This window comes from Streptomyces sp. NPDC001156, from assembly GCF_053598275.1.
Window position 1 is genome coordinate 133,479 of the sequence record NZ_JBSFJX010000006.1, and the last position, 24,318, is coordinate 157,796.

The window sequence follows — 24,318 nt, forward strand, 5'->3', positions numbered from 1 at the left end:
GTCCCGGCCTTGCCGGAGCCGGGGGAACCCCACGACCTCCCGGCACCGGTGCGCGCCCCTTCGGCTCACTCACCGATGCGTTACTGGTGGTGACGCGAGGCGATCGCCTCGTACACCATGCCGACGAGCAGGTCGTCGGCGTCCCGGCGGCCGAACTCACCGGCGGCACGGGACATCTCGTACAGCCGGTGCGGGTCGGCGAGCACGGGCAGAACGTTCTGCTGGATCCACTCGGGCGTGAGTTCCGCGTCGTCGACCAGCAGCCCGCCCCCGGCCTTGACCACCGGCTGGGCGTTCAGCCGCTGTTCACCGTTGCCGATGGGCAGCGGAACATAGGCGGCCGGAAGTCCGACGGCGGACAGTTCGGCGACGGTCATCGCGCCCGCGCGGCAGAGCATCATGTCTGCCGCGGCGTACGCGAGGTCCATCCGGTCCACGTACGGTACCGGGATGTACGGCGGCATCCCCGGCATCTGGTGCACCTGCGGCAATTCGTTCTTGGGGCCGACCGCGTGGAGAATCTGGATACCGCACTGCTGGAGGTACGGGGCGACCTGCTGGATCACCTCGTTCAGCCGGCGGGCGCCCTGCGAGCCGCCGGAGACCAGCAGTGTCGGCAGGTTCGGGTCGAGCCCGAACGCGGCGCGGGCCTGCGGGCGTACGGCGGCACGGTCCAGGGTGGCGATGGAGCGGCGCAGCGGGATGCCGATGTAGCGGGCGCCCCGCAGCTTGCTGTCCGGGGTGGAGACGGCGACCTGGGCGGCGTACCGCGAGCCGATCTTGTTGGCCAGACCGGGCCGTGCGTTGGCCTCGTGGATGATGATCGGCACCCCGAGCCGCTTGGCGGCCAGGTAGCCGGGTAGGGCGACATAGCCGCCGAATCCGACGACGGCATCCGCCTTGGTGCGCTCCAGGATCTGCTCCGCCGCCTTGATCGTGCCACGCAGCCGCCCGGGGACGGTGATCAGCTCGGGGGTGGGCCTGCGCGGCAGAGGGACGGCGGGGATCAGCGCGAGCTCATAGCCCCGCTCGGGGACGAGCCGGGTCTCCAGGCCGCGCTCAGTACCCAGGGCCGTGATCCCCACGGTCGGGTCCTGCCTGCGCAGAGCGTCCGCGAGGGCGAGCGCGGGCTCGATGTGGCCGGCGGTCCCCCCACCGGCGAGTACGACATGCACCGAAATTCACCGCTCTCCGGACGGACGCGCCACTCAGGCACGCCGTCGCATCGTGTTCCATCTCCGAGGCCCCCGGTTGGGCACGGCGCCTCCAGACCGCTTTCTACCAAAGCGGGGTTGCCGCATGGCAAGCGCCGCCCGCGCAGCGGGCTCCTCGCGCGCGAAGGCGATCAGCAACCCGATGGCGAACATGGTCGGCAGCAGGGCGGATCCCCCGTAGGAGAACAGCGGGAGGGGGACACCGGCGATCGGCAGCAGGCCGAGCACCGCGCCGATGTTGATCACCGCCTGAGCGATGATCCAGGTGGTCACACCTCCCGCGGCATACCTCACGAAGGGGTCCTCCGTGCGTCCGGCCACGCGGATACCCGCATAGCCTAGAGCCGCGAAGAGGGCGAGCACCGACAGCGTCCCCGCGAGACCCAGTTCCTCACCGGTGACGGCGAAGATGAAGTCGGTGTGCGCTTCGGGTAGTTGGCCCCATTTCTCCACGCTCGCACCGAGTCCGGAACCAAAGATTCCGCCCGAGGCCAGGGCATAGATGCCGTGCACGGCCTGCCAGCAGTCGACGGGACCCGCCTGGGGTTCGGTGGCTCCGATGCAGTCGAGGCGGGCCATGCGGTTCGGGCTCGTCTTGATCAGGAGGAAGCCGATGGCCGCGGCGACGGACAGCACCCCGGCGAACATCCGGGTCGGCGCCCCGGCCAGCCACAGCAGCCCGAAGAGGATCGCCGTCAGGATGATGGCCGTGCCCATGTCACCGCCGAGCATGATCAGCCCGAGCAGCAGGAACGCCACCGGGACCAGTGGCACCAGCATGTGCTTCCACTGCCCGAGCAGCCGCTTCTCCTGCTTGCGCGCGATCAGGTCGGCGCCCCACAGCACGAGCGCGAGCTTGCCGAACTCACTGGGCTGGATCTGGAAGGAACCGCCCAGCGAGATCCAGTTCTGGTTGCCGTTGACCGCCATCCCTATCCCCGGCACCTGCACCAGCACCATCAGGAAGACGGCACCCGCCAGGATCGGGTACGCCAGCGCCCGGTGCAGCTTCACCGGCATCCGGGTGGCGACGAACAGCAGCACGGCCCCGATGGAGGCGGCCAGGAACTGTTTGCGGAAGAAGTAGGACCCGGGCAGCGACATCTGCAGCGCGGTGATCTGGGAGGCCGAGTAGACCATCACCAGCCCCAGCACGGTGATCAGCAGACTCCCGCCGAGGATCAGGTAGTAGGCGGTGAGCGGCCGGTCCCAGGCCCGCCGGGCGCGGAGGAAGAGACGGACGACCGCCTTGTCGCGCGGGACCCGGGAGCCTGCGGGCCGCTTGGGGGTGCGTTGGACGGGAGGACGGCCCGTACGGCTATCGGCCACCGGCGCTCACCCCATCCCGCCGTCGCAGAACGTCCCTCCCCCGGGCTCGGCTTCGCCCGTCCCGGGGGCACCCCCAGGGCGGCAGCGGCTGGCACGGCACCGTGCCGCCGGCGGGAAACCGCCGACGACGCCCCGACCACATCCGAGTCACGCGTCCCTCCAAGGGTCCCCGAAGCGCACCCGCCGTGGCGGAGACCCGCCGTCAGGCGCCCGCTGAGCCGAGCTCGCGCACCGCTTCCGCGAACGCGTCCCCGCGCTTGTTGTAGTTCGCGAACATGTCCATGGAGGCGCACGCGGGGGCCAGCAGCACCGTGTCCCCGGCGTGTGCAAGCCGTTGTGCCTCCCGCACAGCCGCACGCATCGCCCCAGTGTCGGTCCGTTCGAGGTCGACGACGGGTACCTCCGGCGCGTGTCGCGCGAGGGCCTCGCGGATCAGCGCACGATCCGCGCCGATGAGCACCGCGCCCCGAAGCCGCTTCGCCGACGCGGCGACCAGTTCGTCAAAGGTCGCGCCCTTGGCGAGCCCTCCCGCGATCCAGACGATCGACTCGTACGCGGCCAACGAGGCCTGCGCCGCATGCGTGTTGGTGGCCTTGGAGTCGTCGACGTACGCGACCCCGTCCACCTCCGCCACGTGCGCGATGCGGTGGGCGTCCGGGGTGAAGGCCCGCAGGCCGTCCCGTACGGCCTGCGCGGGCACCCCGAAGGCGCGCGCGAGGGCCGCCGCGGCAAGGGCGTTGGCGATGTTGTGCGGGGCCGGCGGGTTGACGTCGGAGATCTCGGCCAGCCCCTGCGCGTTCTTCTGCCGGTTCTCGACGAACGCGCGGTCGACCAGGATGCCGTCCACGACGCCGAGTTGGGACGGGGCGGGCGTGCCCAGCGTAAAGCCGACGGCCCGGCAGCCCTCCTCGACGTCCGCCTCGCGCACCAGGTCCTCGGTCGCCTTGTCGGCCACGTTGTAGACGCAGGCGACCCGATTCCCCTCGTAGATGCGGCCCTTGTCGGCGGCGTACGCCTCCATGGAGCCGTGCCAGTCGAGGTGGTCGGGCGCGAGGTTGAGCACGGCGGCCGAGTGGGCGCGGAGCGACGGGGCCCAGTGGAGCTGATAGCTCGACAACTCCACCGCGAGGACGTCGTACTGCTCCTCGCCGAGGACGACGTCCAGCAGCGAGACCCCGATGTTGCCGACGGCGGCCGTGCGCAGGCCCGCCGCCTTCAGGATCGAGGCCAGCATCTGCACGGTCGTGGTCTTGCCGTTGGTGCCCGTCACCGCGAGCCAGGGCGCGGCGTCGGGGCCGCGCAGCTGCCAGGCCAGTTCGACGTCGCCCCAGACCGGGACGCCCGCCTTCGCCGCGGCCCCGAAGAGCGGCTTGTCGGGCTTCCAGCCGGGTGCGGTGACGATCAGCTCGGTGCCTTCGGGCAGGGTCGCTCCGTCGCCGAGCCGGACCGTGACGCCGAGCGCCTCCAGCTCCGCGGCCTGCGCCCGGGCGCGCTCGTCGTCGCCGTCGTTGACGACGGTGACGATCGCGCCGAGCCCGTGCAGCACCTTGGCCGCCGGGACGCCGGAGACGCCGAGTCCGGCGACGGTGACGTGCTTGCCCTGCCAGTCGGTCACTTTTCCGCTGCCCATCCCGCGTAGAAGATGCCCAGACCCACGATGACGCAGATGCCCTGAATGATCCAGAAGCGGACCACCACAAGGACCTCGGACCACCCCTTGAGCTCGAAGTGGTGCTGGAGTGGAGCCATCCGGAAGACCCGGCGGCCGGTGAGGCGGAACGAGCCGACCTGGATGACCACCGACATGGTGATCAGGACGAAGAGGCCGCCGAGCAGCGCGAGCAGCAGCTCGGTGCGGGAGCAGATCGCGAGACCGGCGAGCGCGCCGCCCAGGGCCAGCGAGCCGGTGTCGCCCATGAAGATCTTGGCGGGCGAGGTGTTCCACCACAGGAAGCCGAGGCAGGCGCCCATCAGCGCGGAGGAGACGACCGCCAGGTCGAGCGGATCCCGTACCTCGTAACAGGCGGCCGGGTTGGTCAGGGTCTGCGCGTTGGCGCAGGACTCCTGGAACTGCCAGACGCCGATGAACGTGTAGGCGCCGAAGACGAGCACGGAGGCGCCGGTGGCGAGGCCGTCGAGACCGTCGGTGAGGTTCACGCCGTTCGACATGGCGAGGATCATGAAGATCGCCCAGACCACGAAGAGCACCGGGCCGATGGTCCAGCCGAAGTCCTGCACGAAGGAGAGCTTCGTGGAGGCCGGGGTGTTGCCCCGGGCGTCGGCGAACTGCAGGGCCAGCACGGCGAATGTGATGCCGACGATCAGCTGGCCGGCCATCTTCGCCTTGGCCCGCAGACCGAGCGAGCGCCGCTTGACGATCTTGATGTAGTCGTCGAGGAAACCGACCAGGCCCATGCCGGCCATCAGGCCGAGCACCAGCACCCCGGAGAAGGTCGGCGGCTTGCCGGTGATGACCTTGGACAGGAAGTACGCGGCGATCGTCGCCAGGATGAAGGCGATACCGCCCATGGTCGGCGTACCGCGCTTGCTGTGGTGCTCGCGCGGGCCGTCGTCACGGATGTACTGGCCGTAGCCCTTGCGGGCCAGCAGCTTGATCAGCAGCGGGGTGCCGATCAGGGTGAAGAACAGACCAATGACTCCTGCGAACAGGATCTGCTTCATCATCGGGCGGCAACCTCACCCTCGGCACCGGTCTCGAGCAGCGCCTGCGCCACGCTCTCGAGTCCGACCGACCGGGACGCCTTCACGAGCACGACGTCTCCTGGGCGCAGCTCGCTGCGCAACAGGTCGACCGCCGCCTGTGCGTCGGACACGTGCACCGACTCCTCACCCCACGAACCCTCGTTATATGCGCCCAGTTGCAGCCAGGACGCTTCCCTGCCCCCGACCGCGACGAGCTTGCTGACGTTGAGTCGGACGGCGAGCCGTCCGACGGCGTCGTGCTCGGCGAGCGCCTCGTCCCCGAGCTCGGCCATCTTGCCGAGCACCGCCCATGTGCGCCGCCCCTTGCCCATCGCCACGAGCGCGCGCAGGGCGGCCCTCATGGACTCGGGGTTGGCGTTGTAGGCGTCGTTGACGACCGTCACGCCGTCCGGGCGCTCGGTGACCTCCATCCGCCAGCGGGAGAGGGTGCCCGCCTCGGAGAGTGCGGTGGCGATCTCTTCCGCGGACATGCCCAGCTCATGGGCGACGGCGGCCGCGGCGAGCGCGTTCGACACGTGGTGCTCACCGTACAGGCGCATGGTCACATCGCTGCACCCGGAGGGTGTGTGAAGGCTGAAGGCAGGCTGTCCACTGTCCGTGAGTCGCACATTCTCGGCGCGTACGTCCGCTTCGTCGGACTCTCCGAAAAGCAGCACCTTCGCCGGCGTACGGGTCGCCATGGCCCGTACGAGCGGATCATCGGCATTGAGCACCGCGACGCCGCCCTCGTCCTTGGAGGGCAGGCTTTCGACGAGTTCGCCCTTCGCCTGGGCGATCTGCTCCCGGCCGCCGAACTCGCCGATGTGGGCGGTGCCGACGTTGAGCACGACGCCGATCCTCGGCGGGGTGAGCCCGGTGAGGTAGCGGATGTGGCCGATACCGCGCGCGCCCATCTCCAGGACGAGGAACCGCGTCTCCTCGGTGGCGCTGAGAGCCGTGAGCGGCAGCCCGATCTCGTTGTTGAACGAGCCGGGCGTCCACACCGTCGGCGCCTTGCGCTGGAGCACCTGGGCGATGAGGTCCTTGGTGCTGGTCTTGCCCGCGGAGCCGGTGAGGGCCACGAGGGTCGCCCCGAGCCGCCGTACGACGTGCCGCGCGAGGGCGCCGAGGGCGGCCTGTACGTCGTCCACGACGATCGCGGGCACACCGACGGGGCGGGACGCCAGGACGGCGGCGGCACCCGCCTGCACGACCGCGGGCGCGAAGTCGTGTCCGTCCACGCGCTCGCCGACGAAGGCGACGAAGAGGCAACCGGGCTCCACCTCGCGGGAGTCCCGGACGACGGGCCCGGTGACCCGGGCGGACGGGTCCGGTATGTCATGCATCTGCCCGCCGACGACTGTTGCAATCTCGGCGAGGGAGAGGGCGATCACAAGTTCATCCCTGGGTCTTCTGGATAGCTTCGCGAAGCACCTGGCGGTCGTCGAAGGGACGGACCACTCCGGCGATGTCCTGGCCCTGTTCGTGGCCCTTGCCCGCGACCAGCACGGCGTCCCCGGGCCGCGCACGGGCGACGGCGGCGGCGATGGCGGCGGCACGGTCCTCGAAGACCTGCACCTCGCCGCGCTCGTGCGCGGGTACGGACGCCGCGCCCTCGAGCATGGTGGCGAGGATCGCCAGGGGATCCTCGGAGCGAGGGTTGTCGGAGGTCAGCACGGCGGTGTCGGCGAGCCGGGCCACGGCGGCGCCCATCGGGGCGCGCTTCGTGGTGTCCCGGTCGCCGCCGCAGCCGAGCACGACGTGCAGCTTGCCCTCGGTGACCTTGCGCAGGGCGCGCAGCACCGATTCGACGGCGTCGGTCTTGTGCGCGTAGTCGACGACCGCGAGGTAGGGCTGCCCGGCGTCCACGCGCTCCAGGCGGCCCGGGACACCCGGCACCGCGGCGACACCGTCGGCGGCGGTCTGCGGGTCGACGCCGGCCTCGGCGAGGGCGGCGATCGCGGCGAGAGTGTTGGCCACGTTGAAGGGGCCCGGGAGCGGCGACCTGGCGGCGACGCGCTGGTCCTTGGGGCCGATCACGGTGAACGTGGAGTCCAGCGGGCCGACCTTGACGTCCTCGGCACGCCAGTCCGCGTCGGGGTGCCCCTCGGCGGAGTACGTGACGACCGGGACGTCGGCGTCCTTCACCAGCCTGCGGCCGTACTCGTCGTCGTGGTTGACGACGCCGAGGCGGCTGCGCCTGCGGGTGAACAACTGTGCCTTGGCCCGGTAGTAGTCCTCCATGTCGGAGTGGAACTCCATGTGCTCCGGGCTGAGGTTGGTGAAGACCGCGATGTCGAAGACGCAGCCGTCGACCCGGCCGAGGACCAGCGCGTGGCTGGAGACCTCCATCGCGACCGCCTCGACACCGCGCTCGCGCATGACCGCGAACAGGGCCTGCAGATCGGTCGCTTCGGGGGTGGTGCGCTCGGACTTGATGCGCTCGTCGCCGATGCGCATCTCGACGGTGCCGATGAGTCCGGTGCTGCGGGTGGTCCGCAGACCGCCCTCGACGAGGTAGGCGGTCGTGGTCTTGCCGGAGGTGCCCGTGATGCCGATCTGGAGCAGGTCGCGTCCCGGGGCGCCGTAGACGGTGGCCGCCAGTTCGCCCATCCGCCCCCGTGGATCGTCGGCCACCAGGACCGGGAGTCCGGTGGCGGCGGCGCGCTCGGCGCCGGCCGGGTCGGTCAGCACGGCGACCGCACCGAGGCCGGCGGCCTGGGTGACGAAGTCGGCGCCATGGGCCCGGGCACCGGGCAGGGCGGCGTACAGGTCGCCGGGGCGGACGGCGCGTGAGTCATGGGTGATGCCCGTGACCTCGGCGGCGTTCTCCGGGGCGGCGACTCCCAGCTGATCGGCGAGCTCCGCGAGGGACGTGGCGGAGACGTGCACCGGTCGCGGCGGTCCCGGATATGTCACGGAAGCGCCTTTCTGGGTGGTGGGGGACTGATCAGCGTGTGGCACGGCGGTGAGCGTACCGGGAGTACCCCCGACGGGGCTAAAAGGGAGCCCGGCCGAAGCGTGGTCCGGTGGTGCGGCACGGGTGGGCGGGGACGAGGGCGGGGCGTGGTTTCCCGGATCTGGGGTGATCGTTGTCACGAGCTGGTTCCTGGTCGGTCTTTCCCGTAGTGCTGATCATGGCGTGAACGTGACAGGCAGGTTCGCGGCGGGTGCCCCGGTGGGCGGGACCTGGAGCGTCTTCAGGGCGAACTCCATGACCTGCTTGAAGATGGGGCCGCAGATCTGGCCGCCGTAGTAGCTGCCCTTGGTGGCGTTCTGGATGGCGCAGTAGACGGTGACACGGGGGTTGTCCGCGGGGGCGAACCCGGCGAAGGAAGAGGTGTAGCCGCGGTACTTGCCGGTGGCCGGATCCACGCGGTTGGCCGTACCTGTCTTGCCCGCCACCCGGTAGCCGGGGATACGGGCCTTGGTGCCCGTGCCCTCCTGATCGTCCACGACGGACTCCAGCATCTGGGCGAGAGTCTTCGCCGTCCGGTCGCTGACGACCCTGCTCTCCTCGGGCTTGGGTGCCGGTGTGAAGCGGCCGTCCGGGCCCTTCGTGCCGCGCACCAGGGTGGGCTCGACGCGCACGCCGCCGTTGGCGATGGTCGAGTACACGGATGCGGCCTGGACCGCGTTGATCGACACGCCCTGACCGAAAGGAATCGTGTACTGCTGCGACGTCGACCACTTGTCCGGCGGTGCGAGGATGCCGTTCGTCTCGCCGGGGAACCCGAGGCCGGTGGGGCTGCCGATGCCGAACTTGCGCAGATACGAGTAGAGGACCCGGTTCGCGTCCTGCTGCGTCTTGCCCAGCTGGCCCGTCGCGAGGATGGTGCCGATGTTGCTGGACTTGGCGAGGACGCCGTTGAGCGTCAGGTCCCAGGTCGCGTGGTCGATGTCGTCCTGGAAGAGCCGGTCGCCGCGGTGCAGCCGGTTGGGCACGACGACGTGGGTCATCGGAGTGGCGACGTTCTCCTGGAGCACGGCGGCCATCGACATGACCTTGGCGGTGGAACCGGGCTCGTAGGCGTCCTGGAGGGCCGCGTTGCCGAGCGCCGAGGCACTGGCCTTGGACAGGTCGTTGGGGTCGAAGCCGGGCGAGTTCGCCATGGCCAGGATCTGGCCGGTCCTGGTGTCCTGCACCACCACGTATCCCCGGTCGGCCTTGGACTGCTTCACCTGCTCGGTGATGGCGTTCTGGGCGGCCCACTGGATGTCGCGGTCGATGGTCAGCTCGACTTCGGAGCCGGCCACGGCGGGTGTCTCGGCGGAGCCCGCGGTGGGCACCAGCCGCCCGCCCGACTGGGCGTAGCGGATCTTCCCGTCCTTGCCGGCCAGCTCCTCGTTCAGCTGCTGCTCGACACCGCCGCCCCCCTTGCCCTCGGCGTTGACCCAGCCCAGTATCCCGGCGCCGAGGTCGCCGTTGGGGTAGACGCGCTTGGTGGTGGGCTCGGCGAGGACGCCCGCGAGGACGTTGACCGTGCCCTTGTCGGTCCTGGCCTTGGTCGCGAGCGTGTTCTTCAGGTCCTTGATCTGGTTCCACACCTGAGGGGTCTGCCGGTGGGCCAGCAGGGCATAGCGGGTGTGGGGGGTCCTGAGCTTCTTGGTGACCGCGTCGGTGTCCTGGCCGATGATCGGGGCGAGCAGCGCGGCGGCTTGCTCGGGGGCGTCCGGGACACCGGTCGAGTCCGAGCTGAACAGGGTCGGGTCGGCCGTGATGTCGTACGCGTCCTCGCTCGTCGCGAGCTCGACGCCGTTGCGGTCGACGATCTCGCCGCGGACGGCGGCCAGGGTGCGGCCGACATACCGGTTCTGGTCCGCCTTGGCCGCGTACGCGCTCGCGTCCACGGCCTGCACCTGGAGCAGCCGAACGACAAAGGTGATCAGCACCAGGGTCAGGGCGAGTCCGACCATCCGCAGCCGGGGGCGGGGGCTGCCGAGCCGGATGGCACCCCGCGCGGCGCCGTGGGCCTGGACCGGGCGCCGCGCGGGGCGGGCGCCGGGGCTCGGGCGGGCACCGGGGCTCTGCCGGGCGCCTGGGCTCTGGCGGGCGCCGGGACCCGGGCGGCGCCGGGGGTCGGGGCGCGCGGGGCCGGGCACGCGGCGCCGAGGCGATTCCCTGTCGGACACTTCCGTCACCTGCCGGGGGTCGTGGAGGGGTGTGCGGACGGGGTGGAGGAGGCCGTCGGGGAGGTGGGTGCGGTCGGTGAGCCGGACGCGGCCGAGGGGCCGGCCGCCGGGCGCCCGCTCGGTGACGGCGACGCCGCCGTGCTGGGGTAGGAGCCGAGCACCTCGGGCGGGCGCAGGGCGGCGGGGCTCGCAGCGGGCTGCTGGGGGGCGGCCGAGGGCGCGCCCTTGACGCTGCCGCCGGGATTGAGGAAGGCGGGGTCGCCACCGGGGACCATGCCGAGTTCGCGGGCGCGGCGCTGAAGGGCGTCGGGGGCCGAGTAGGCGTCCACGTCGCGCTGGAGCGCCTGCTCCTCGTCGGTGAGGTTCTTGGTCTGCCGCTGCAGGTCGTCGAGCTGGAACGACCCCTCGCTGAGCGCGGAGTTCAGCACCAGGAGCCCGAGGAGTCCGCCGCCGAGCAATGCGACGACGAGCAGGACGAAGGGGGTGCGGGCGGCTCCGGAGCCACCGCCGACGGGGATCAGCCGGGCGAGCCGCGCGGCCCGCCCCTTGAGTACGGGTTTCCCGCTCACACACCCTCCCGCCGCGCGTTCACGTCCGCACGTCCCCTCGTCATCGGCAACCGGCGCCCTCGAGGTGGCCCGGTGGGGGCGCAGTACCGCTTCCCGGGCGTCCGGGGCCCGGGCGGGCGCCCGGCGGCCGTCCGCACGCCCGCGGGTACGCCGGGTCTCCTGGTCACTCCCCCACCCCTCCCGTACGGCTCACTCGGCGTCCTCACGGATTCGCTCGGCGCCACGCAGACGTGCCGGGGCCGCCCGGCGGTTCACGGCGACCTCCTCCTCGGTGGGAAGTTCGGCACCGCGGGTGAGGAGCTTGAGCCGGGGTTGGTAGCGCTCGGGGACGACCGGCAGCCCGGGCGGGGCGGTCGTGGCGGCTCCGGCCGCGAACACATGCTTGACCAGGCGGTCTTCGAGGGAGTGGTAGGACAGGACAGCGATCCGGCCCCCCACGGCGAGCGCCTTCACGGCCGCGGGGATCGCCCTCTCCAGGACGGCGAGTTCGCCGTTGACCTCGATACGCAGCGCCTGGAACGTGCGCTTGGCCGGGTTGCCGCCGGTCCGCTTGGCGGCCTGCGGCAGCGCGTCCCGGATCAGCTCCACGAGGCGCGCGCTGTTGCTGAAGGGCTCCTTCTCGCGCTCGCGCACGATCGCGGACACGATCCGCTTGGCCTGCTTCTCCTCGCCGTAGGTGCGCAGGATCCGCACGAGTTCGCCCGCCGGGTAGGTGTTGAGGACCTCGGCGGCGCTCATGCCCGTCGTCTGGTCCATGCGCATGTCGAGCGGGGCGTCCTGGGCGTAGGCGAAACCGCGCTCCGCCTCGTCGAGTTGCATGGAGGAGACGCCGAGGTCGAACAGCACTCCCTGGACCCTGGGGGTGCCCAGCCGGTCGAGCACGACGGGGAGTTCGTCGTAGACGGCGTGCACCAGGGTGGCCCGCTCCCCGAACGGGGCGAGCCGCTCACCGGACAGGCGCAGCGCCTCCTTGTCACGGTCGAGCGCCACGAGCCGGGCCTCGGGGAAGCGCGTCAGCAGCGCCTCGCTGTGGCCGCCGAGCCCGAGGGTGCAGTCGACGACGACGGCCCCCGGCTCGGCCAGGGCCGGGGCCAGCATGTCCAGACACTGCCGGAGCATGACGGGCACGTGTCGACTCTTGCTCAACGAGGCCTCTCAGTCCGGCGCGGCCGGGTCCGCGCGGCCGGTCCCCGCCCTCACCCGGCCGTCGCCGGGGCCCCGGCGAATGGGATGGCTGCCGGCGCCGGAAGCGTCAGCCGACCGGGACGGGAGGAGGCCGAGCCGTACGTACGCGCCGCGCACGCGGGGAGAAACCGGCGCGCTGCCGGTGGCTCCGGGGTGAACAGTCCGCAGGGAGATCATCTCGTCTCCCGTTCGCGTCACTTTAGTCCACCCTGTCTTGCGGTCAATCAACCGCCCTGCGCGTCGTGCTTCCGGGCCTCACGGTGGCACGGTTCGAAGGGTTTCACACGTCCGGCGGAGGTTTCGCCTTCTGTGTGGGTTGCCTCACAACAAGCATCGAAGACGTTCTTTGTGCGCTCTCACAGCAGGCCGGGATCATCTGTGACCAGTAACGTCGTGGGTATGACGACTTCCGCATCCGTTCCCGCCGGTCCCGAAGGCGCCATAGTAGGCACCGTCACCGATCGCCTCGTCGATGCCAATGAGCGGTACGCCGCCGCGTTCACCGATCCCGGGATGGACGCCCGCCCCGTGCTGCGCGTGGCGGTGGTGGCGTGCATGGACGCCCGACTGGACCTGCACGCCGCACTCGGCCTCGAACTGGGCGACTGCCACACCATCCGCAACGCGGGCGGCGTCGTCACCGACGACGTCATCCGTTCCCTCACCATCAGCCAGCGGGCGCTCGGCACCCGCAGTGTCGTCCTGATCCACCACACCGGCTGCGGCCTCGAGTCCCTGACCGAGGAGTTCCGGCACGACCTGGAGATGGAGGTCGGCCAGCGGCCCGCCTGGGCGGTCGAGGCCTTCCGCGACGTCGACCAGGACATACGGCAGTCGATGCAGCGGGTGCGCACGTCGCCGTTCCTGCTGCACACGGACGACGTACGCGGCTTCGTGTTCGACGTGAAGACCGGACTGCTGCGCGAGATCGACCCCGCATGACGCGACGGGCGGGGACCCACCCGGTCCCCGCCTCTGTCGTCTGCGAACATCCATTCGGGAAAAAAATCATGGCTGCGGTGCGCCAAAAAGGCCGTAAGACCGACATATCGCAGTCAGTTATCCACAGGCGAGTGACACGAACCGGTAACGGCAACAAGAATGCGGTTGTGGCGTCACGCGGAACTATCCCCGCGTGGTGTCCGTGTTTCGGGGTGGGCCGGTCCGCATCGCAGAGCGTCGGCCCGGAGCAATAACGGGCCGAGGAGGGCCGGGTGACGACCTATGACGATCGAGCGAGCCTTACTGATCTGACTGCCACTGTGGAGCGCGTCCGCAGCTCGGTGGAAGGAGTGATCGAGGGCAAGCCGGAGGTCGTACGGCTATCGCTGACCGTGCTGCTCGCCGAGGGTCATCTTCTGATCGAGGATGTCCCCGGCGTCGGCAAGACGATGCTCGCCAAGGCGCTGGCGCGATCCATCGACTGCTCGGTACGGCGTATCCAGTTCACTCCCGACCTGCTGCCCTCGGACATCACGGGTGTCTCCATCTGGGACCAGCAGCGCCGGGACTTCGAGTTCAAGCCAGGTGCCATCTTCGCCCAGATCGTGATCGGCGACGAGATCAACCGCGCCTCGCCGAAGACGCAGTCCGCGCTGCTGGAGTCGATGGAGGAGCGCCAGGTCACCATCGACGGCGAGACATACGCACTGCCGAGCCCGTTCATGGTGGTCGCCACCCAGAACCCGGTGGAGATGGAGGGCACCTATCCGCTGCCCGAGGCCCAGCGCGACCGCTTCATGGCCCGCGTCTCCATCGGCTACCCCAGCGCGGAGGCCGAGCTGCAGATGCTCGACATCCACGGCGGGGTGAACCCGCTGGACGACCTCCAGCCCGTGGCGCACGCACACGAGATCGTGAAGCTGGTGGAGGCCGTCCGGGGCGTCCACGTCGCTGAGGCGGTCCGGCGCTATGCCGTGGACCTGGTCGCGGCCACGCGTACGCACCCCGACCTCAGACTCGGCGCCTCGCCGCGCGCCACCCTGCATCTGCTGCGCGCGGCGAAGGCGTCCGCAGCCCTCAGCGGCCGGGAGTACGCGCTGCCCGACGACGTGCAGGCCCTCGCCGTCGCCGTCCTGGCGCACCGGCTGCTGCCCACCGCGCAGGCCCAGCTCAACCGCCGGACCGCGGAGCAGGTCGTCGAGGAGATCCTGCAGCGCACCCCGGTACCCGCGGCACCCCAGCAGGGCCTCACGCTGGGCCGCGGCTACGGCGAGCAGCCGCCCCGGAGGCTGTGATGGCGCCCGCGGGGACGGCCCGCACCGGCGCGGAGGACAAGGGCGGGCTGCGTACGACGCTCGCCGGGCTGACCACGCGGGGGCGCTCCTTCCTGGCCGCCGGAATCGCGGCCGCGATCTGCGCCTATGTCCTCGGCCAGAGCGATCTGCTCCGGGTCGGGCTCCTGCTCGCGGTGCTGCCCCTGCTGTGCGCGACGGTGCTCCACCGCACGCGCTACCGCGTCGCGGGCAGCCGCCGGCTCTCCCCCTCGCGGGTGCCCGCGGGGTCGGAGGCCCGGGTCCATCTGCGGATGGACAACGTCTCCCGGCTGCCCACCGGTCTGCTGATGCTCCAGGACCGGGTGCCGTACGTGCTCGGACCGCGCCCCCGCTTCGTCCTGGACCGGGTGGAGGCGGGCGGCCGGCGCGAGGTGTCGTACCGCGTGCGCTCGGACCTGCGGGGCCGCTATCCGCTGGGTCCGCTGCAGCTGCGCCTGACCGATCCGTTCGGGATGTGCGAGCTGACCCGCTCCTTCTCGACCTACGACACCCTCACGGTCATCCCGCGCGTGGAGCCGCTGCCGCCGGTACGGCTGACGGGTGAGGCGAGGGGGTACGGCGACGGGCGGCAGCGCTCGCTGGCGCTGGCGGGCGAGGACGACGTGATCCCCCGGGGTTACCGGCACGGCGACGACCTGCGCCGGGTGCACTGGCGCTCCACCGCGCGCTACGGCGAGCTGATGGTGCGCCGCGAGGAGCAGCCGCAACGGGCCCGGTGCACGGTCCTGCTGGACACACGGGCCATCGCCTACCGCGGTTCGGGGCCGGACTCGTCCTTCGAGTGGGCGGTGGCGGGCGCGGCGTCCGCGCTGGTCCACATGCTCGAACGGGGCTTCTCCGTCCGGCTCTTGACCGATACGGGCAGTTCGGTGCCGGGTGAGGGCGCGGACGGCTTCGCGGGCGCGAGCCAGGAGTCCGCGGACGCGGCCGGGCTGATGATGGACACGCTCGCCGTGATCGACCACTCGGACGGGGCCGGCCTGTCGCGCGCCTACGAGGTGCTCCGCGGCGGCAACGAGGGCCTGCTGGTGGCCTTCTTCGGGGACCTCGACGAGGAACAGGCCACGGTGGCCGCCAAGATGAGCAAGCGCAGCGGCGGAGCCCTCGCCTTCCTGCTGGACAGGGATGCCTGGGGACGCGAAACGGCCGACGCTCAGGGCTCGTTGGACCGGAGTGAGGAGCGGCTGCGGATGCTGCGCGAGGCGGGCTGGACCGCGCTGACGGTGCCGAGGGGCGTCTCGCTGGCGGAGCTGTGGCGCGAGGCGGACCGGCAGCGCACGGGTGTGGGCTCCCTGAGCGCCATGGAGGGACGGTCATGAGCGGAAGGGCCCGGATGACGCTGTGCGCCGCGACGGCGACGCTGCTGGCGTCCTGCGCCCTGCTGCCGCTGGTGTCACCGGCCACCTGGATCCTCCAGGCGGCGTTCATGGTGGCGGTGCTGAGCGGCGTGGGGGCGCTGGCCCGCCGGGTGCCGCTGGCGCGTCCGCTCACCATCGTCTGCCAGGCGGTCGCCGTTCTGCTGCTGCTGACGCCGGCCTTCGCCCATGAGCAGGCCATCGCCGGGTTCATCCCCGGCCCCGAGGCCTTCCGCCACTTCGGCGAGCTGCTGCAGTCGGGTGGGGAGGACGTCGGGCGGTACGCGATCCCGGCGCCACTGACCTCAGGGATCCGGCTGATGTTGGTCGGCGGCGTGCTGGTGATCGGGCTCCTCGTGGACGCCCTGGCGGTGACGTTCCGTGCAGCGGCTCCGGCCGGACTGCCGCTGCTCGCGCTGTACGCGGTGGCCGCGGGCCTCTCGGGTGGCGGCACCGACTGGCTGTGGTTCCTCTTCGCCGCGGTCGGCTATCTGACGCTGCTGCTGGCCGAGGGCCGCGAGCGGCTCTCCCAGTGGGGCCGGGTCTTCAGCGGTGCCTCCCGCACCGCGGGCGCGGACACCGGCGGCGCCGTCGCCCCGGTACGCACCGGACGGCGCATCGGCGTGGTCGCGCTGGGCACCGCCCTGGTGGTGCCGCTCGCTCTGCCCTCGCTCTCCGGCGGGCTGCTGCACGGCGCCGGGGCCGGCGTCGGCGCGGGCATCGGTGACGGCAGCACCATCTCCGCGGTCAACCCCCTGGTGTCACTGCGCGACAGCCTGAACGTGGACCAGGACCGCCAGGTCCTGGCGTACCGCACCAACACGGACGACACCCAGGACATGTATCTGCGGATCGTCGCCCTGGACGACTTCGACGGCACGACCTGGAAGCCCGCCCAGCGCCACATCACGGGCGTGCCGGACACGTTCCCCACACCGTCCGGCCTCGCGGGCAGTGTCCGGCGGACCGAGATCGAGACCCAGATCTCGGCGGCGGACTGGTACGCGCAGGACTGGCTGCCCATGCCGTACCCGGCGACAGGCGTGAGGATCAAGGGCAGCTGGCGGTACGAGCCGGTGGGCCGGACGCTCGTCGGCGACCACGGGCAGAACACGCGCGGCCTGCGGTACACCGTGGAGAGTCTGATCGTGCAGCCGACCGCGGAGCAACTGGCCACGGCACCGGAGCCGTCGGCGGCGCTGAAACGCGAGTTCACGAAGGTGCCGGGTTCCCTGCCCTTGGTGGTGGCCCAGACGGCCCGCAAGGTGACGGCGGGAGCGTCGAACCACTACGAGGAGGCGGTCAAGCTCCAGGACTACTTCGCGCTCGACGGCGGCTTCACCTACAACACGCAGGTGCAGGTCGGCACGGGGCCGGGTGCGATCGCCCGGTTCCTGAGGGACAAGCAGGGTTTCTGCGTGCACTTCTCCTTCGCGATGGCCGCGATGGCACGGACGCTGGGGATACCCGCGAGGGTCGCGGTGGGCTTCACTCCGGGCTCGCCGGAGGCCGACGGCTCGATGGCGGTGGGCCTACGGGACGCGCACGCATGGCCGGAGCTGTACTTCGAGGGCGTGGGCTGGACCCGTTTCGAGCCGACCCCGAACCGGGGCACGACACCGGTGTACACGCAGTCGACCGCACCGACCGGTCAGAACCCGATCGCGCCGCATCCGTCGCTGTCGTCGTCCACGGCGCCCTCCAGCGCCCCGTCGGCGAGTGAGAGCTGTTCGCGGGTGGCGCGCAAGCTGGATGCGTGCCCGAGCCAGTCCGCCGGCGCCGCGGTGGTCTCCGGGGACGACGGGCCTCCGTGGTACCAGATCCTGGCCTGGGCGCTGCTGGGACTGGCCGTGGTCGCGGTACCGCTGACGCCGATGCTGTACCGGCTGCGGGCCAGGTCGGTGCGCCTGTCCTCCGCCCGGCACGCGTCGTTCGCCCAGTCGGCCCGCCTGCGCCCAGGGAATCGCGGAGCGGCCGATTCGTACACGGACGACGTCTCCGTGACGACCCTGCCGGGCCGGACAACTCCTCCGGAGCGGATGACCGAACTGGCCCTGGGACACACCTTGGCCGTGTGGCGCGAGCTCACGGACACGGCGTGGGACTACGGCATTCCGCCGGACGACGCGCTGACCCCGCGCCGGGCCGCCGAGCGCATCGTGCGGCTGGGCCGGCTGGAGACACCGGCGGCCGAGGCCGTGCACCGGGTCGCGGGCGCCGTCGAGCAGGTGCTCTTCGCACCAGAGCCGCGCCCACAGGCCGGTCTGGTCGACGATGCGCGCAAGCTGCGGACGTCACTGCGGTCCACGGCGAGCAGGCGGACCCGGGTACGAGCCGTCGTGGCTCCGCGCTCGGCCAGGCGTGCCGTGTGGGCCATGAGCGACCGCTGGGCGGACCTCAAAGACCGCTGGACGGCCCGCTGGTCGACCCTGCTGCGCCGCCCCTCGGGACAGCAGAGCAGCTGACGCCACGGCCCCGCCCGCGCGGGGCCGTGTGCGGTGGTTGGGACGCGGGTCGCTGCGTGCCGGAGACCGGGCGGGTGCAGGGTCGTGTGCACCGCCCGGGAGGCCGGCTCGGCGCCGGACAGGGCCGTGGCACCGCCCCCGAGACGGCCGACTCCGCCCCCGGAGACCGGGGCTGGCAAGACCGTGTGCACGGCCCAGGACGGCCGACTCCGCGTTCACGCTGCTGACCAGGGCGGCAGGGGGCCTAAGCGGCATGCGGGGGCACGGCCCCACGCGTGTCCAGGGGCGCGGCGCGAGTCGCCCTGGGGCGCGGGCGCCGCAGGTCTCCGGTGGGCGGCCGTGCGAGCCCTGGGCATGGCACAAGGGGGCGACCACCTCACCGGTGGTCGCCCCTGCGCTTGTGTCTGTGTCGCCCTGTGGGCTAGTGGCCCTGTTCGTCCCGGCGGCGCTGCCACCGCTGCTCGATACGGTCCATGAACGAGCGTCGCTGCCGGGTCTGCCTGCGCGCACCCTGCGTGCCCGGCGCGCTCTGCTCGCCCGGCTTGGGAACTTTGCGCCAACCGGTCACCACGAGCACCGCACAGCCCAGCATGACGAGGAAACCCACCACGCTGATCCAGATCTGCTTCGCGACCATTCCGGCCATGAGGAGCGCGATACCCACCAGGAAGCCCGCGGCCGCCTGGTAGACCCGTCGCCGGGTGTACGTACGCAGCCCGCTTCCCTCAAGCGCTGTCGCGAACTTGGGATCTTCGGCGTACAGCGCTCGCTCCATTTGCTCGAGCATTCGCTGCTCGTGCTCCGAGAGCGGCACGGAGTCCTCCTCATCGTGCAGTCGCCTGGGCGACCGGGGGTCCCCTCCAGGATAGGCAGGGAATCGCCCCCTTGAAACCCGCCCCTCTACGCCAATTGGCCAACCGGAACCCGCCATGGGCGTCCCGGCTCACTGAGGCTTCCATTCCCCAGCGGCCGACCCGTCATGCCGGGTGGTCTCCCTCGATCATACGGCGCGGACCGTCTGTTCGGAGGGCCTGTGGCGTACTCCATCTGCCGCCAAGGCGCTGATCAGCGGGGCGCCTCTCCTATGGGGGCTCGCCGACCCGCCGGGCGCCCCGGCCGGCTTCGAAGAAACCCACCGTGCCCAGCCCTGCGGACCTCCGTCCCTGCCCGGGGCCCTCGGCACCGCCCGCCCTGCCTGGGCCTCACGGTCTCCGGGGCACCGGCGCGCCCCTACACGGCTCGCTCCAGCACGGCAGGCGGGCGGCTCAGCCCTCGGCCGCCTCCTGGGTCTCACCGAGGACATGGAGCTGCGTGGCCACCGAGTGGAAGGCGGCGACCTCGGCGGCTGCGGCCTCCAGCTTGAGCAGCGCCTCCAGGGCCCCGGGCTCGGTGTCCACCAGGACCCCGGGCACCAGGTCCGCGAAGACCCGGACGCCGTGGACGGCGGCGACGCGCAGCCCCGCGTCCTCGACCAGGGTGGTGAGCTGCTCGGCGGTGAAGCGGTGCGGCACGGGGTCGCTCTCGCCCCAGCGGCCGTCGGCGTCCTCCAGGGCCCGCTTGGCCTCCTTGAAGTGCCCGGCGAGGGCCCGGGCGAGCACGGCGCCACCGAGCCCGGCCGCGAGAAGGCTGAGGACTCCGTCGGGGCGCAAGGCGGCGACCGTGTTGCGGACGCCTTCGGCGGGGTCCTCCACGTACTCCAGGACGCCGTGGCACAGGACCACGTCGTAGCCGCCTCGCTCGACGACGTCGAACAGGCCATGGGCGTCGCCCTGGACGCCCTCGACCCGGTCGGCGACGCCGGCCTCGGCAGCCCGGCGCTCCAGCGCGAACAGCGCGTTCGGGCTGGGGTCGACGACGGTGACGCGGTGGCCGAGGCGGGCGAGGGGCACCGCGAAGTTGCCGCTGCCGCCGCCGGTGTCGAGGACGTCCAGCACGTCCCGCCCCGTGGCCTTCACGCGGCGGTCCAGGGCGTCCTTGAGTACCTCCCAGACCACGGCGGTACGGAGAGAGGCGCGGGGGCGCAGCGGGTCCGACACGGCAGTTGACTCCTCGGCGCGGCACCGCCTGGTGTTCGGCGGAGCGATCGGACGGCTTTCCGGCCCCGGTACCAGGGGGAAAGGCTTCAGGCGCCTCCAGCCTATTGCCTACGCACCCATGGCCGACGCCCCGTCCACCCGCCGGACGACGCGCCGCCCGCGCCGTCCGCCGCCGCCGGAAGACGTCCGGCGGATGCGCCCCCGCGAGCAGGCCCGGCATCCCCCGGCGGCGGCGCGGCGCGTGGCTCTGGGCCCCGTACGGCTCACCCCGCGTCCGGTATCTCGTGGTCGGGCCCCTGGCGTGGCTGCGGCAGCACCGGCTGCAACACCAGCATCCGCTCGACCAGGCGCAGGAACATCGCCACGTCGCGGATCAGGTCGTCCGCGTCGCGTGTGCTGGCCGCACCCTGTATGCCGGCCTCGGCGCGGGCGCGTCGGGAGGCGCCGGAGGCGAACAGCGCGCTCCATTCCGTGAGTTCGGGCGCGATCTCGGGAAGCACTTCCCACGCGCTTCTGATCCTGGCACGGCGTCGCACAGTGGGCTCCGGGCGCCCGCGGGCGGCGAGCACGGCGGCCGCGGTTCGCAGGGCCGCGAGATGGGCGGTCGCGTACCGCTCGTTGGGCGTGCGGAGAACAGCCGCCTCGTCGAGTCCGGCGCGAGCCTGGGCGAGCAGGTCGAGCGCGGCGGGCGGGGCCGTGGCCCGGCGCAGCACGGGGTGCACGTCGCTCGCCAGGCCGGTCAGTGAGGGGGCAGGGCCGGTGCCGCGGCGCCGGCGTGCGGCGGCTGCGGGGTGGCTGGCCATGACGAACCTCCTGTCGTCTGCGTGACGGCACTGTGGCCGTATGTGCCCATCGTGAGGTATGCCACTGACAATCCGTTCTGACCTGGGCTTTTGCTTCGTTCAGGAGTTCGGAGTAGTTTTTGCACTGACCAGTCAGTTCAAAAGGGTCGCCGTGACCTGGCGGCCCGACAGAGGAACGAGGGGGACGGGCGCATGCGCGAGCACGAGAAGGCTGCCGGGGTCGCCGTCGCTGCCGCGGACTTCGGGCTGAAGGGACCACGGGGATGGGCGTTCCGGGGTGTCGGCTTCGATGCCGAGCCCGGTTCGCTCATCGCGCTCGCGGGACCTTCCGGCAGCGGCAGGACGAGTCTGCTGCTCGCGCTCACCGGGCGGATGAAGCCGAGCGAGGGGCGGGCCACGGTCGGCGGCCACCTGCTGCCGAAGGACATGTCCGCGGTGCGCCAGCTCAGCGCGCTCGCGCATGTGCCCGGCGTCACCGACCTCGACCCGGCCCTGACCGTCGGCGAGCACCTGCGCGAACGGGCCCTGCTGGAGAGCCGGTTCGGGGACTCCCTGCGCGCGCTGCTGCGCCCGCGGGCCGACCGGGCGGCACAGGCGGGGCGGCGGATCGACACCGCCCTCGCATCCGCCCGGCTCGACCTGGCGGCGCTGCCCAAGGGCTCCCGGACCGCCGTACGCGACCTCGAACGTCTGGAGGCGCTGCGGCTGTCCGTGGCCCTGGCCCTGATCGGCCGTCCGCGCCTGCTGGCCGTCGACGACGCCGACCTGAAGCTCGCCGACGCCGAACGGTCCGCGGCCTGGGCCCTGTTGAGGTCGCTCACCGAGGCCGGCATCACGGTTCTCGCGGTGTGCGCCGAGGCTCCCGAGGGTGCGGTCGTGATATCGACCGAACCCGAGACCGGCGGACGACCCGACGACGGCAACAAGCACTCCCCCGAGGGCAGCCGGTCCGGCAACGGCGAACGGCCCCCCGCGGACCGGCGATCCGGCGACGACGAGCGGACCCAGCGGCCGGACGAGGGCGAAGTACCGGCGAAAAGCGCACCCGAGGAGCGGCAGACACACCGGCAGCCGGACGCGCGTCCCGAGACCACCCCCGACGAGCCGTCCGAGGACGGCGGAGACGACGACAAGGAGACGGCGGATGCGCTCGCCGAGACTGGCCGCGCTTGAGCTCAGGCGCTTCGGCAGGGGGAAGCTGCCGCGCGCCGCGCTGGTAGCGCTCCTGCTGCTGCCGTTGCTGTACGGGGCCTTGTATCTGTGGTCGTTCTGGGACCCGTACGGGCGCCTCGACCGCATCCCGGTCGCCCTCGTCAACAGTGACCAGGGCGCGACCGTGGCCGGCCGGAAGGTCGCTCTCGGCGACGACCTCGTCAAGGAGCTGCGCAAGAGCGGCACCTTCGAATGGCACGAGGTGAGCCCGGCAGAGGCCAGGAAGGGTGTCGAGGCGGGCACGTACTACCTGTCGCTGACCATGCCGTCCGACTTCAGCAGGCGGATCGCCTCGAGTTCCGGCGACACCCCCGAGACGGGGGTCCTCCAGGTGCGCACGAACGACGCGAACAACTACATCGTCGGGCAGATCTCCAAGACGGTGTTCAACGAGGTGCGGGCGGCCGCGTCCACGAAGGCGTCGCGGTCGTTCCTGGACAAGATCTTCATCTCGTTCTCGGACATCCACGGGGCGACCGCGAAGGCCGCGAAGGGTGCGGACCAGCTCTCCAGTGGCATCGGCAAGGCGGAAAAGGGCTCCAAGGACCTCGCCGACGGGCTGCGGGAGGCCGAGAAGGGCAGCGGAAAGCTGTCGAACGGCCTCGGGAAGCTGGGCCGGGGCGCGGGAGACCTTGAGGATGGCGCGCAGCAGCTCGCCGACGGCACCGGGGTGCTGGCCTCGCGGGTGGACGGCGCGGCCGACGAGGTGCGTCCCTTCCTCAAGAAGAACGGCAGGCAGATCGCCGACACGGCCACCCTGGTGGCCGACTCGGCGGACGTGATCAGCGACCACCTCGACGCGTTCGTCACCACGGCGCCGGTCGCCGAGAACGGAACCCGCACGGCTTACGAGGCGCTGGACGCGGTCTACGAGAAGCGCTGCCTCCAGCAACTCGTGCCCGACCTCGCGTGCGACGACCTGAAGAAGGCGAAGGACGCCGCGGCGCAGGCAGCCCGGCTCGCCAAGGACGTCAACACAGTGGTGCGGGACTACCACGGTGACATGACCGCCATGAAGCAGGACCTCAAGGCCCTCCAGCAGCAGGCCCGAGCGCTGGCCAAGGCCGCGCCGCACCTCTCCGACGACCTCGACGACGCGGTCGCCAAGGTGGACGCGCTCCACAAGGGCGCCGCCGAGGTCGCCAAGGGAGCGAGGACGCTGCACACCGGTCTGGGCACGGCAGGCACGGCGGCGACGGACCTGAACACGGGCGTCGGCACGCTGAGCACGGGCGCGACCGATCTCAACGGGGGCATCTACAAGCTCGGTGACGGCTCCGGCAGGCTCGCCGGCAAGCTGCACGACGGCGCGGAGAAGATCCCCGACTACGACAAGAGGGACCGCGACCTGCGCACCCAGGTCATGGCCGACCCGGTGCAACTCGCCTCCAGGGACCTGCACCACGCGCCCAACTACGGCACCGGCTTCGCGCCGTACTTCATTCCGCTCTCCCTGTGGGTCGGCGCGATGGTGGCGTACATGCTGATCCCGCCGATGAACCGACGCGCGCTGGCCGCGGGCGCCACTGCCTGGCGCATCGCGCTGGCGGGATGGCTGCCGGTGGCCGTCGTGGGCGTGCTCCAGACCTCCGCGCTCATGGCGGTGCTGCACTGGGCGATCGGCCTACAGATGACGCGGGCGGCCGGGACGATCGGCTTCCTCTTCCTCGTGGCGGCGTGCTTCGCGGCGCTCGTGCAGTGGCTGAACGCACGCTTCGGAGCGGCGGGCCGCATCCTGGTCCTCGCCCTGCTGATGCTCCAGCTGACGTCCGCGGGCGGCACGTACCCCGTACAGACCAGTCCGGGGTTCTTCAACGCGATCCACCCCTTCCTGCCGATGAGTTACGTCATCGAGGCACTCAGAAGGCTCATCACCGGCGGCGGCCTCGGGCCGGTGTGGCAGGCGTGCGCCGTGCTGACGGCGTTCACCGCGGGCGCCCTCGCACTGACCGCCCTGTCGGCCCGCCGCAAGCAGGTGTGGACCCTCGACCGGCTGCACCCGGAGCTGAACCTGTGAGCGGGGCAGCCGGGCCTGTGC

Annotated in this window: 18 protein-coding genes; 6 read left to right on the forward strand and 12 right to left on the reverse strand. The window is 71.7% G+C overall.

Going from position 1 to position 24,318, the window contains the following annotated elements:
- Positions 1-80: 80 nt before the first annotated feature.
- The 9 genes from murG to rsmH all read right to left on the reverse strand — a co-directional run bounded on the left by murG (position 81) and on the right by rsmH (position 12,094).
- Positions 81-1,175: an undecaprenyldiphospho-muramoylpentapeptide beta-N-acetylglucosaminyltransferase gene (murG, locus tag ACWDA7_RS05580; RefSeq protein WP_432926670.1), complete on the reverse strand. Its 1,095-nt coding sequence runs from the start codon at positions 1,173-1,175 to the stop codon at positions 81-83.
- Between the two features lie 33 nt (positions 1,176-1,208).
- Positions 1,209-2,543, reverse strand: a complete 1,335-nt coding sequence (gene ftsW / locus ACWDA7_RS05585) for a putative lipid II flippase FtsW (protein ID WP_450602886.1) — start codon at positions 2,541-2,543, stop codon at positions 1,209-1,211.
- Between the two features lie 202 nt (positions 2,544-2,745).
- Complete coding sequence (murD, locus tag ACWDA7_RS05590; RefSeq protein ID WP_450602887.1) at positions 2,746-4,173, reverse strand: UDP-N-acetylmuramoyl-L-alanine--D-glutamate ligase; 1,428 nt, start codon at positions 4,171-4,173, stop codon at positions 2,746-2,748.
- Positions 4,155-5,228 (reverse strand): phospho-N-acetylmuramoyl-pentapeptide-transferase, encoded by a 1,074-nt coding sequence (gene mraY / locus ACWDA7_RS05595; RefSeq protein WP_359389167.1) that lies wholly within the window; start codon positions 5,226-5,228, stop codon positions 4,155-4,157. Before mraY ends, murD begins: the two co-directional genes overlap by 19 nt.
- Positions 5,225-6,640: a UDP-N-acetylmuramoyl-tripeptide--D-alanyl-D-alanine ligase gene (locus ACWDA7_RS05600; RefSeq protein WP_450602888.1), complete on the reverse strand. Its 1,416-nt coding sequence runs from the start codon at positions 6,638-6,640 to the stop codon at positions 5,225-5,227. Before ACWDA7_RS05600 ends, mraY begins: the two co-directional genes overlap by 4 nt.
- Before the next feature lie 4 nt (positions 6,641-6,644).
- Entirely contained in the window at positions 6,645-8,165 is a 1,521-nt protein-coding gene (locus tag ACWDA7_RS05605) for a UDP-N-acetylmuramoyl-L-alanyl-D-glutamate--2,6-diaminopimelate ligase (protein WP_450602889.1), read from the reverse strand.
- A gap of 216 nt (positions 8,166-8,381) precedes the next feature.
- Positions 8,382-10,379 carry a peptidoglycan D,D-transpeptidase FtsI family protein gene (locus ACWDA7_RS05610; protein ID WP_450602890.1) on the reverse strand — a complete coding sequence of 666 codons (1,998 nt, stop codon included), beginning with the start codon at positions 10,377-10,379 and terminating at the stop codon, positions 8,382-8,384.
- 5 nt (positions 10,380-10,384) lie between these two features.
- Positions 10,385-10,948 carry a septum formation initiator family protein gene (locus tag ACWDA7_RS05615; protein ID WP_450602891.1) on the reverse strand — a complete coding sequence of 188 codons (564 nt, stop codon included), beginning with the start codon at positions 10,946-10,948 and terminating at the stop codon, positions 10,385-10,387.
- A gap of 189 nt (positions 10,949-11,137) precedes the next feature.
- On the reverse strand, positions 11,138-12,094 hold the full coding sequence (gene rsmH / locus ACWDA7_RS05620; RefSeq protein WP_450602892.1) for a 16S rRNA (cytosine(1402)-N(4))-methyltransferase RsmH: 957 nt from the start codon (positions 12,092-12,094) through the stop codon (positions 11,138-11,140).
- 438 nt (positions 12,095-12,532) lie between these two features.
- Here rsmH and ACWDA7_RS05625 point away from each other — a divergent pair, with 438 nt between their 5' ends.
- The 4 genes from ACWDA7_RS05625 (at position 12,533) to ACWDA7_RS05640 (ending at position 18,229) form a co-directional block, all read left to right on the forward strand.
- Positions 12,533-13,075 (forward strand): beta-class carbonic anhydrase, encoded by a 543-nt coding sequence (locus tag ACWDA7_RS05625; protein WP_450602893.1) that lies wholly within the window; start codon positions 12,533-12,535, stop codon positions 13,073-13,075.
- Positions 13,076-13,347: 272 nt separating this feature from the next.
- A complete protein-coding gene (locus ACWDA7_RS05630) occupies positions 13,348-14,370 on the forward strand; it encodes an AAA family ATPase (RefSeq protein ID WP_450602895.1) in 1,023 nt (340 codons plus the stop codon).
- Positions 14,370-15,728, forward strand: a complete 1,359-nt coding sequence (locus ACWDA7_RS05635; protein WP_360989198.1) for a DUF58 domain-containing protein — start codon at positions 14,370-14,372, stop codon at positions 15,726-15,728. The genes ACWDA7_RS05630 and ACWDA7_RS05635 overlap by 1 nt, the downstream gene beginning before the upstream one ends.
- Positions 15,725-18,229: a transglutaminase TgpA family protein gene (locus ACWDA7_RS05640; protein WP_450602896.1), complete on the forward strand. Its 2,505-nt coding sequence runs from the start codon at positions 15,725-15,727 to the stop codon at positions 18,227-18,229. Before ACWDA7_RS05635 ends, ACWDA7_RS05640 begins: the two co-directional genes overlap by 4 nt.
- Before the next feature lie 421 nt (positions 18,230-18,650).
- On the opposite strand, the gene ACWDA7_RS05645 is transcribed toward ACWDA7_RS05640, so the two are convergent.
- From ACWDA7_RS05645 to ACWDA7_RS05655, 3 genes are all read right to left on the reverse strand, one after another.
- Positions 18,651-19,043 carry a DUF3040 domain-containing protein gene (locus tag ACWDA7_RS05645; RefSeq protein ID WP_450602897.1) on the reverse strand — a complete coding sequence of 131 codons (393 nt, stop codon included), beginning with the start codon at positions 19,041-19,043 and terminating at the stop codon, positions 18,651-18,653.
- Positions 19,044-19,494: 451 nt separating this feature from the next.
- Positions 19,495-20,265 (reverse strand): methyltransferase, encoded by a 771-nt coding sequence (locus ACWDA7_RS05650; protein ID WP_450602898.1) that lies wholly within the window; start codon positions 20,263-20,265, stop codon positions 19,495-19,497.
- A 263-nt stretch (positions 20,266-20,528) separates the two neighbouring features.
- Positions 20,529-21,068, reverse strand: a complete 540-nt coding sequence (locus tag ACWDA7_RS05655) for an SAV_6107 family HEPN domain-containing protein (RefSeq protein WP_450602899.1) — start codon at positions 21,066-21,068, stop codon at positions 20,529-20,531.
- A 192-nt stretch (positions 21,069-21,260) separates the two neighbouring features.
- Between ACWDA7_RS05655 and ACWDA7_RS05660 the strand changes: the two genes are divergently transcribed.
- Both ACWDA7_RS05660 and ACWDA7_RS05665 read left to right on the forward strand, forming a co-directional pair.
- Positions 21,261-22,241: an ATP-binding cassette domain-containing protein gene (locus tag ACWDA7_RS05660; protein WP_450602900.1), complete on the forward strand. Its 981-nt coding sequence runs from the start codon at positions 21,261-21,263 to the stop codon at positions 22,239-22,241.
- A complete protein-coding gene (locus ACWDA7_RS05665) occupies positions 22,213-24,297 on the forward strand; it encodes a YhgE/Pip family protein (RefSeq protein WP_450602901.1) in 2,085 nt (694 codons plus the stop codon). Before ACWDA7_RS05660 ends, ACWDA7_RS05665 begins: the two co-directional genes overlap by 29 nt.
- Positions 24,298-24,318 lie beyond the last annotated feature (21 nt).

Excerpts from the sequence above, each read along its gene's own strand:
- ACWDA7_RS05665 (WP_450602901.1), top strand. The coding sequence starts at position 22,213 with ATGCGCTCGCCGAGACTGGCCGCGCTTGAGCTCAGGCGCTTCGGCAGG.
- ACWDA7_RS05660 (WP_450602900.1), top strand. The coding sequence starts at position 21,261 with ATGCGCGAGCACGAGAAGGCTGCCGGGGTCGCCGTCGCTGCCGCGGAC.
- ACWDA7_RS05625 (WP_450602893.1), top strand. The coding sequence starts at position 12,533 with ATGACGACTTCCGCATCCGTTCCCGCCGGTCCCGAAGGCGCCATAGTA.
- ACWDA7_RS05655 (WP_450602899.1), bottom strand. The coding sequence starts at position 21,068 with ATGGCCAGCCACCCCGCAGCCGCCGCACGCCGGCGCCGCGGCACCGGC.
- murD (WP_450602887.1), bottom strand. The coding sequence starts at position 4,173 with ATGGGCAGCGGAAAAGTGACCGACTGGCAGGGCAAGCACGTCACCGTC.
- ACWDA7_RS05635 (WP_360989198.1), top strand. The coding sequence starts at position 14,370 with ATGGCGCCCGCGGGGACGGCCCGCACCGGCGCGGAGGACAAGGGCGGG.
- ACWDA7_RS05640 (WP_450602896.1), top strand. The coding sequence starts at position 15,725 with ATGAGCGGAAGGGCCCGGATGACGCTGTGCGCCGCGACGGCGACGCTG.
- mraY (WP_359389167.1), bottom strand. The coding sequence starts at position 5,228 with ATGATGAAGCAGATCCTGTTCGCAGGAGTCATTGGTCTGTTCTTCACC.